Source organism: Acidiplasma cupricumulans (genome assembly GCF_001402935.1).
Lineage (GTDB): Archaea > Thermoplasmatota > Thermoplasmata > Thermoplasmatales > Thermoplasmataceae > Acidiplasma > Acidiplasma aeolicum.
Genome location: NZ_LKBH01000308.1, coordinates 1 through 6,773 on the forward strand (window position 1 = coordinate 1; position 6,773 = coordinate 6,773).

The window sequence follows — 6,773 nt, forward strand, 5'->3', positions numbered from 1 at the left end:
CTTATGTGATATATATTTTTAGGAATCATTATTTATTTTGCCAAAATGCTAATAAATAATCATAAAAATATATATCACATAAGTGTATATGGCTATATGCAGGATGAAGAGGCCGTTTTAGAAAGGCTTAAAAAGGAAGGTATTGAATTTTTGCAGCTGCAGTTTACTGATCTTATGGGCAATGTTAAATCACTAACTGTCCCAAAAAATAGGTTTGAGGACGTAATATATAATGGCATAATGTTTGATGGCAGTTCAATTCTTGGATTTAAAGAAATTCAGAATTCAGATATGAAGGCAGTACCTGAACTCTCATCTTATATACTTTTAAGCAATGAAAATTATGCAGGTAAAACTGTAAGATTTGTTTGCAAGATTTTTAATCCAGATGGAACAAGATTTGAGGGGGACCCAAGGTATATACTTGAAAGGCAGGTTGAAAGACTGGCAAAGGAAAATAAAACATATTATGTTGGTCCTGAGCTTGAATATTTTATTTTTGAACAGGACGAGGATGGAAATCCAACAGTATATCCAAGCGACCTTGGTGGATATTTTGACCGCGAACCCCTTGATAAATCCTTTACTGTAAAACAGGAAATACTTCAAAAACTTGAGGCTGTAAATTATTATCCAGAGGCATCACACCATGAGGTGGCATACGGTCAGCACGAGATTGATGTTAAATATTCCACAGCAGTTGAAATGGCCGACAGGATAATTATAATAAAAAGCATAGTCAAAGAAACAGCCAATGCCTATGGATACCATGCCACTTTCATGCCAAAGCCCATCAAGGGAATAAACGGCAATGGAATGCATGTACATCAGAGCATATTTTCAGGTGATGAAAACCTGTTTTACGATGAAAGAAATAAATATGGTCTCAGTGAGTATGCAATGCACTACCTTGGTGGAATTCTCCAGTATGTACCAGGTGCAGCACCGGTACTGGCATCAACAGTAAACTCATATAAAAGGTTAATACCTGGATTTGAGGCGCCTGTATATATTGCATGGGCAAATAAAAATAGGAGCGCACTTATAAGGGTACCGCATGCAAGCCCCAAGGGCAAGAGAATGGAATTAAGATTCCCGGATTCTGCAGGAAATCAGTACCTGCAATTTGCAGTAATCCTTGGCATGGGCCTTGAGGGAATAGAGAATAAGATAGAACCACCAGAACCCGTTGAAAAGAATATCTTTGAAATGAGCCGTGAGGAAAGAATTAAAAACGGTATAAAGTCGATGCCAGGGTCTCTTGGTCAGGCACTGGATGCATTCAGGGAAAGCACACTTATGAAAAAGATCCTTGGGGATTTCATGTATGATGAGTTTCTGAAGGCAAAGGAGAAGGAATGGGAGGATTTCAGATCACACGTTACAGACTGGGAAATTAAAAAATATTTAGATCTTTATTGAATTACATTTATATTTATATTTTCACCGCTGGTTATTTTTATGTTATTTATATGCATTAAATTTTTTATTATGTAACCATATCTGCCTATTTTTTCTGAATCTCCAGTAATATTTAATGAATCTATCGGTGCTGCCATTGATATTTTTAGGCTGCTTTTTAGTGCCCTGATACTATTTATAACAGAAATTATGTAATCTATATCATTTTCCTCATTAAATAGGTATTTATCATCATATTCCGGATATTTTTCAAGGGCTATGCTTATCGAATCAGGATGTATTTCGTGATATAATTCCTCTGTTATAAATGGCATAATTGGTGAGTACATTTTTAAAACATTTTCCATTATAAGGTAAGAAACTGCAATATTCTCATTTCTGTATTCCTCATTATCATTTTTGATAATTTCAAGGTAATTGTCACAGTAGTTGCTCCAGAAGAATTTATCGAGTGCGCTTCTTGCCTTCATAACCTCATATGCATCCATGTATTCTGTTACTTCCCTGACAGTTTTTTCATATTTGGACATTATCCACTTATTTACCGGAGATTTTATTATATTAATATCTCCCTGTATTTTTCCACCTGATATTATTTTTAGAAGATTTAATGAATTATAAAGCTTGATAACAGTTTTTTTGCCCCTTACAAGATCCTGCTCCCTTAATTTTATATTTTCACCAGGCATTGTGGTCGAACCCCAGAATCTGAGCGCATCAGCACCATATTTCTCTATTATATCCTTTGGCTCCACTATATTTCCCTTGCTTTTACTCATTTTCTGTCCAAAAGGGTCATAAACATTGCCGCTTATTGCAATTTTTTTCCACGGTATTTTATTGTAATGCAGGTAGGATCTTAATATGGTTGTAAATGCCCATGATGTAATAATGTCATGCCCCTGAAACCTGACATCCATTGGATACATATCCATGGAATTTATATGCGTTAAATATAACGTTGGGCTTATTGAAGATGTGGCCCAGGTATCCATAACATCCCTTTCAGGCTGAACATCATCAGAACCGCAGGCGGGGCATTTAATATTTTTATTTACAAGCCTGGGGTCCACAGGCAGATCCTTTTCATCTGCATAAATTATTGTTCCGCATTTATTGCAGTACCATACAGGAAATGGTATGCCAAAATACCTCTGCCTTGAGATGCACCAGTCCCATCTAAGTCCATTTACCCAGTTATCATACCTGGTTTTCATGTATTCCGGTATCCATTCTATTTTATCTCCAAATTCTAATAACTCCTTTTTTATATCTAGGTCTTTTATGTACCATTGTTTGCTTATACCTATTTCTATTGGGGTTCCACATCTTTCATGCGTATTTACTGAATGTTTAATTTTTTCTATTTTTATTATATAATTATTTTTTTTCAGCTCTTCAATAATTCTCTTTCTTGCTTCTTTAATCCCAATATTATCTAAATACCTTGAATCATTAAGTTTATCGTTCTTTAATATTATGCGTGAATCCAGATTATACTTCCTCCAGAGTTCAAGATCATTCTGATCACCAAAGGTACAAAGCATTTCTGCACCAGTACCGAAATTCATGTCTATTGATTCATCTGACATTACCGGAACCTCATTGCCATAGAGCGGCACCTTTATTTTTTTTCCAATTATATTCTTATACCTTTCATCACCGGGATTAACAAACACAGCCACACAGGCACCAAGCATTTCCGGCCTTGTTGTTGCAATCTCTATCCCATCAAAATTAATGTAAACCAGGTCGGTATCTATTATTGCATCCTTCATCTCTATCTGTGAAATGGCAGTTTTACATGTTGGACATCTTATATACGGCGCCTCAGCCCTGTAAGCCCTTCCAGATCTGGCAAGATCCAGAAATAACTTCTGGGACATTTTCATTGAAAAATCAGATGATGTGTCTATATAATCGTTAAATGATGCACTGAGGCCTATTGAGTACCATGCATCTGCAAGTTCAAGCTCTGCCTTTTTGCTCTCCTCCTTGCATATTTCTATATAATCACCTAATGGTGTATTTTCTATTGTAACATTCCTTGTTTTCTCCACGTATCTTTCTGTTGGTAAACCATTGTCATCAAATCCCCATGGATAAAATACATTGTAACCCTTCATTCTTTTATATCTGGCTATGAAATCCTGGTGTGGATAGGAATAAGCATGTCCAAGGTGCATTTTACCCGAGACCGTTGGTGGTGGTGTATCTATTGAAAAATTTTTATCGCCCTTTGTAAATTTAAAAACATTATTTTTTTTCCAGTAATCCCTCCATTTATTTTCCATGGATACTATGTCAAGCATATAAACTAAATCATTATCTTAATTAAATATCTTTTTAACGAATACCAATGAAGGGTGGCAAAAATATAATATAAATATAAACTTCTATAAAGTATTATAGAAATATTTAAATAAAACTTTGTAATTAACTTTTTGGAGGTGTTCTCTATGGTTGATGATGTAATTATGGAAAAGAAAGCATCTGCCAAAAAGGACGCCGGCTATGGTATAGAGGAAAAGGATGTTGAAACATATACCATGCAGAATCTTAAGGACATAGCCAAAGAAATAAGCATGACATGGAAATCCCATGGATTTACCATCGGGGATGTTAAGGGATTTATGCCATACTTAATGGCTGAAATATTTAACCAGTCTGGAGAAACGGATAATGAAATACTAGAATATATTGACACATACTTCAGGCCATCAGTTCTGGACTACCTTTACAGAATAAAAAACTCCAGAAAAATTGATGTATTTGGAAATTAAAACTAGCTTTCAACTATTTTTTTAATTTTTTTAATAAAATCATTTATATTACTGTAAATAAATTTTTCATTTTCCCTTAATACATCATCCATTTTTTTGGTATCCAAATGATCCGTTTCTGCCTCTGGTATATAATCCTGTAGCTGAATGCCATTTCTTATCTTATTTCCAGTATCTTTATAGGCCTCCTTCCAGTTTTGTGTTTTATTGAACTCCAGTCTTGAATTATATGTTGCATATGTTGTATTTTTAATCATATTAATTGCTTTTTCTGAATCAAATTCAATACCATTAAAAAGTGCGGGCATGCCATTTAAAATAATTTTTAAATCTATTAAAAACGGGATGAATTCATCCTTAATTATTTGAAAATCCCTGTGATATCCTGGCGTTTTATTTATGGTGGTAGAATAAATCAATGATGCTAGGGAAATGGATCTGGAGACATAGCCCTGAAAAATTTCAAGAAAGTCTGGATTAACCTTATTCGGCATTAATGAGCTGCCCGTGACATATCCCGGTGGAAGCCTTATTATGCCCATCTCGTCACCTGAAAATATTATCAAATCCTGAAAAATTCTTGATATGTCTATAAGAAACTGATTTAATACAGATATTATATTTATGTATGTATCAATATACCTGGTTGATTCAAACAGCGGGTTCCTAATATTTTTTTTCATGCCAATGTATGATGCAACCTCACCAAAATCAACACCGGATACAGAACCAAATCCAGAACCATATCCCAGTGGTAATTCCAGAAGATCATTAAAAACATCATTAAGCCTGTAAAATGCTGATGTAAATATTTCTGATATATAATTAAGATATGTTGAATACCTTATGGGCATGGCCTGCCTAAAATGTGTGTATCCCGGTAAAACCCCATCCTGCCTTATATTATTTATTACCTTTACAGTTTCAAGAATGCTTTTCTGGAATGATAATAAAGTTTCCATTGCAAAAAAATTAAAATCTGTGTGCACCTGCTCATTTCTTGACATAAACATTCTAAGATTCCTGCCAGCCTCTCCAGCATTTTCAATTATATAATATTCCATATTGCCATGAACATCCTCCAGGGATTCATTTAGTTTTATGCCATCCTCATAGGCCTTTATGAGTGCAATGAATATTTTCTTTGCATCCTCTTTTTTTATTATTCCATGATTGTATAAATAAAAATTATACATTAATAGATGCAGTGCCTCATACCTTACCAGATAGGCATCTACATTTATGTCCTTTTTAACCATAAAATCATAGGCGCTGTTATCACCCTCTGATGCAGCGCTTCCTGACCATATCTTCATTCAATCACTTTTAGGGTTTTTTTCCTTGCAGCAGACCCAAGCACGGTATTATTTTTATAAATATCTATGAACCCCTTAGCAGAGTCCTGTTTAAATATGCTGTTGTCATAGCTGACTGTATCATAGTCGTATAGAGAATATTCACTATCGATGGTTTTTAATGATATATTGCCCTTATACAGGCCAAGCTTGATTTCTCCCTCTATGTATTTGTTAATGCTCTGCTCAAATGCATTAATATGCTCCATAACCGGATCATACCAGAGACCGTTATAAACATTGTTTGACCACTGAAAATCCATATAATTTTTAATGTCTGCCTCGTTTTTATTTAATATTAGCGATTCAAAAATTTTATGCGCTTTTAATATTAACACAGCAGCGGGGCACTCATATATCTCATGGCTTTTAATTCCTGTTACCCTGTTCTCTATATGATTTATAAAACCTATTCCATTCTCACCGGCAATTTTGTTTAACCTCTCAGTAATCTCCTTTAAACTATAATGTACACCGTTTATTGCACTCGGAATTCCATTTTTAAACTCAAGAGATAGCTCTGTTTCAATGTCTGGCGCATTTTTCGGCGGTGTTACCCACTCATAAACATCGTCCTCAACAGGATTGGTAAGTTTTTCAAGGTTTGAGCCCTCTATTGACCTACCCCAGAGATTCTCATCAACAGAATACTTGCCACCGTATGTAATATTTATGCCATGTGATTTTGCATATGCTATTTCATCGGGCCTGTTCATATTCCAGTCCCTAACCGGTGCAATTACATCAATATTATTATTTAAAGCTTTAATTGTCACCTCAAACCTTACCTGGTCATTACCCTTACCGGTTGACCCGTGTGCTATTGTACTGCAGCCATATTCCTCTGCATATTTAACGGCCTTCTCAGCCATTAGCGGCCTTGCAATTGCAGTTGAAAGCGGGTAATCGCCATAAAAGCCATCTGCATATATCTCCTTTTTAATGTATTTTTCAGCAAATTCATTTTTAACATCCTCGACTATAGCATCTGAAACACCAAGTGAAATTGCCTTTTCCTTTATCTCATCAAGGTTACTGTTTCCTATGTTCAATGTTAATGTCACAACCTCCTTTTTTAAATTTTCCTGTATCCATTTTGCCATGACAGATGTATCTAATCCTCCTGAATATAATAATAATACTTTCTCCATAGGAATAAAAATATTGTTTTTATATTTTATATTTTTTGTAAAAAATTATCAAATAACCATAA

At 34.7% G+C, this 6,773-nt stretch carries 5 protein-coding genes; 2 read left to right on the forward strand and 3 right to left on the reverse strand.

What is annotated here, in order from left to right; translation table 11 throughout:
- Positions 1 to 96: 96 nt before the first annotated feature.
- The gene (gene glnA, locus AOG55_RS08805; protein WP_048102187.1) at positions 97 to 1,422 is read left to right on the forward strand and encodes a type I glutamate--ammonia ligase; all 1,326 of its coding nucleotides are present in this window, start codon (positions 97 to 99) and stop codon (positions 1,420 to 1,422) included.
- On the opposite strand, the gene AOG55_RS08810 is transcribed toward glnA, so the two are convergent.
- Positions 1,416 to 3,734 carry a valine--tRNA ligase gene (locus AOG55_RS08810; protein WP_055041186.1) on the reverse strand — a complete coding sequence of 773 codons (2,319 nt, stop codon included), beginning with the start codon at positions 3,732 to 3,734 and terminating at the stop codon, positions 1,416 to 1,418. The genes glnA and AOG55_RS08810 overlap by 7 nt on opposite strands.
- 147 nt (positions 3,735 to 3,881) lie before the next feature.
- Between AOG55_RS08810 and AOG55_RS08815 the strand changes: the two genes are divergently transcribed.
- On the forward strand, positions 3,882 to 4,205 hold the full coding sequence (locus AOG55_RS08815; protein ID WP_055041187.1) for a hypothetical protein: 324 nt from the start codon (positions 3,882 to 3,884) through the stop codon (positions 4,203 to 4,205).
- A 2-nt stretch (positions 4,206 to 4,207) separates the two neighbouring features.
- Here the strand turns inward: AOG55_RS08815 and AOG55_RS08820 are convergent, their stop codons facing one another.
- Together AOG55_RS08820 and AOG55_RS08825 are read right to left on the reverse strand one after the other, a co-directional pair.
- Positions 4,208 to 5,521, reverse strand: a complete 1,314-nt coding sequence (locus AOG55_RS08820) for a lyase family protein (RefSeq protein ID WP_048102074.1) — start codon at positions 5,519 to 5,521, stop codon at positions 4,208 to 4,210.
- Positions 5,518 to 6,711 carry an argininosuccinate synthase gene (locus AOG55_RS08825; RefSeq protein ID WP_048102075.1) on the reverse strand — a complete coding sequence of 398 codons (1,194 nt, stop codon included), beginning with the start codon at positions 6,709 to 6,711 and terminating at the stop codon, positions 5,518 to 5,520. Before AOG55_RS08825 ends, AOG55_RS08820 begins: the two co-directional genes overlap by 4 nt.
- Between the last annotated feature and the right edge of the window lie 62 nt (positions 6,712 to 6,773).

What these genes read in the sequence shown, in the direction of transcription:
- AOG55_RS08810 (WP_055041186.1), bottom strand. Translation starts at nt 3,734, where the DNA reads ATGCTTGACATAGTATCCATGGAAAATAAATGGAGGGATTACTGGAAA.
- AOG55_RS08825 (WP_048102075.1), bottom strand. Translation starts at nt 6,711, where the DNA reads ATGGAGAAAGTATTATTATTATATTCAGGAGGATTAGATACATCTGTC.
- glnA (WP_048102187.1), top strand. Translation starts at nt 97, where the DNA reads ATGCAGGATGAAGAGGCCGTTTTAGAAAGGCTTAAAAAGGAAGGTATT.
- AOG55_RS08815 (WP_055041187.1), top strand. Translation starts at nt 3,882, where the DNA reads ATGGTTGATGATGTAATTATGGAAAAGAAAGCATCTGCCAAAAAGGAC.
- AOG55_RS08820 (WP_048102074.1), bottom strand. Translation starts at nt 5,521, where the DNA reads ATGAAGATATGGTCAGGAAGCGCTGCATCAGAGGGTGATAACAGCGCC.